Below are 2,114 nucleotides of genomic sequence, written 5' to 3' on the forward strand. Positions count from 1 at the left end.
CCAAGGGTCTGGCTCGTTGAGTCAGACCGGGAGGAGTGGTGATCAGCGTGGAGGACTGGGCGGAGATCCGCCGGCTTCACCGGGCCGAGCAGATGCCGGTGCGGGCGATCGCGAGGAAGCTGGGGATCGCGAGGAACACTGTCCGCAGGGCGATCGCGGACGACGCGCCGCCGAAGTATCAGCGGGCGCCGAAGGGCTCGATCGTGGACGCGGTCGAGCCGCAGATCCGTGAACTGCTCGAGCAGTGGCCTGAGATGCCGGCGACGGTGATCGCGGAACGGATCGGCTGGGACCGGGGTCTGACGGTGCTGAAGGACCGGGTCAGGGACCTGCGGCCGTCCTATCGGCCTGCGGATCCGGCGTCGCGGACGGTCTATGAGCCGGGCGAGATCGGTCAGTGCGACCTGTGGTTCCCGCCGGCGGACATCCCGCTGGGCTTCGGTCAGGTCGGGCGGCCGCCGGTGCTGGTCATGGTCGCGGGCTACTCGCGGTGGATCACCGCCCGGATGCTGCCCTCGAGGTCTGCGGCCGACCTGATCGCCGGGCACTGGCGGCTGCTGACCGAGCTGGGCGCCGTCCCGAGGGTGCTGGTCTGGGACAACGAGGGAGCCGTCGGGTCCTGGCGGTCCGGCGGTCCCCAACTGACCGACGACTTCGCTGCGTTCGCCGGGCTGCTGGGCGTCAAGTTCCTGCTCTGCAGGCCACGGGATCCTGAGTCGAAGGGCCTGGTCGAGCGGGCCAACGGCTATCTGGAGACGTCGTTCCTGCCCGGGCGGGTGTTCACCTCGCCGGCGGACTTCAACATCCAGCTCGCCGACTGGCTGACCAGGGCGAACCGGCGCATCCACCGCACTTTGCAGGCCCGCCCGGCGGACCGGCTGGAAGCGGACCGCTCGCGGATGCTGGCCCTGCCGCCGATCGCTCCGCCGGGCTGGTGGAAGGCGTCGCTGCGGCTGCCCCGGGACCACTATGTCCGCCTGGACACCTGCGACTACTCGGTGCATCCGCTGGCCGTCGGCCGCCGCATTGAGGTTGCCGCCGACCTGGACCAGGTCCTGGTGACCTGCGACGGCGTCGAGGTTGCCCGCCATGCCCGCAGCTGGGCCCGCCACCAGACCATCACCGACCCGGACCACGCGGCTGCTGCCGCGGCCGCCCGCAAGAAGGCCGCCGGCACGAAACCGGCGCCGGTGGACGTGACAGAGGTCGAGGAACGGTCGCTGGACACCTACGACCGGATCTTCGGCGTCATCGACGGCGGGCTGAGCACGGGTGAAGGGGCAGCGTGATGAGCACGAAGAACGGCACGAACCAGGCCGGGACCGGCCGCGACGTCGGCTCCGAACTGATCTATCTGACCAAGGCGTTGAAGGCCCCGGCCCTGCGGGACGCGGCCGCCCGGCTTGCCGAGCGGGCCCGGGACGAGGGCTGGAGCCACGAGGAGTATCTGGCCGCCTGCCTGCAGAGGGAGGTCGCAGCCCGCGACTCCCACGGCGCCGAGGGACGCATCCGGGCGGCCCGTTTTCCCTCCCGCAAGTCGCTGGAGGACTTCGACTTCGACCACCAGCGGTCCGTGAAACGCGAGGTCATCGCCCATCTGGGGACGCTGGACTTCGTCGCCGGAAAGGAGAACGTGATCTTCCTGGGACCGCCCGGCACCGGCAAGACCCACCTCGCCACCGGGCTCGGCATCCGGGCCTGCCAGGCCGGCCACCGGGTCGCCTTCGGCACCGCCGCCCAGTGGGTCACCCGCCTCGCCGAAGCCCACCAAGCAGGTCGTCTGAGCGACGAGTTGACCCGGCTGGGACGGATCCCGCTGATCGTGGTCGACGAAGTGGGCTACATCCCCTTCGAACCCGAGGCCGCGAACCTGTTCTTCCAGTTCATCTCGGGCCGCTACGAACGCGCCTCGGTGATCGTGACCAGCAACAAGCCTTTCGGGCGCTGGGGCGAGGTCTTCGGCGACGACACCGTCGCCGCCGCGATGATCGACCGACTCGTCCACCATGCCGAGGTGATCTCGCTGAAGGGCGACAGCTATCGCATGCGCGGCCGCGACCTCGGACGGGTTCCCGCCGCCAACACCGGGGAATGACCAACATCAACTGACGCAG

2 protein-coding genes are annotated in these 2,114 nt (G+C 70.1%); both read left to right on the forward strand.

The genetic code is table 11. The annotated features are described in order from the left end of the window. Window positions 1–38: 38 nt before the first annotated feature. Window positions 39–1,289: an IS21 family transposase gene (istA, locus tag IE275_RS45630; RefSeq protein ID WP_189718598.1), complete on the forward strand. Its 1,251-nt coding sequence runs from the start codon at window positions 39–41 to the stop codon at window positions 1,287–1,289. Further along, a complete protein-coding gene (gene istB / locus IE275_RS45635) occupies window positions 1,289–2,095 on the forward strand; it encodes an IS21-like element helper ATPase IstB (protein WP_189718599.1) in 807 nt (268 codons plus the stop codon). Before istA ends, istB begins: the two co-directional genes overlap by 1 nt. Window positions 2,096–2,114: the final 19 nt, after the last annotated feature.

Source organism: Streptomyces phaeofaciens (assembly GCF_014648915.1).
Lineage (GTDB): Bacteria > Actinomycetota > Actinomycetes > Streptomycetales > Streptomycetaceae > Streptomyces > Streptomyces phaeofaciens.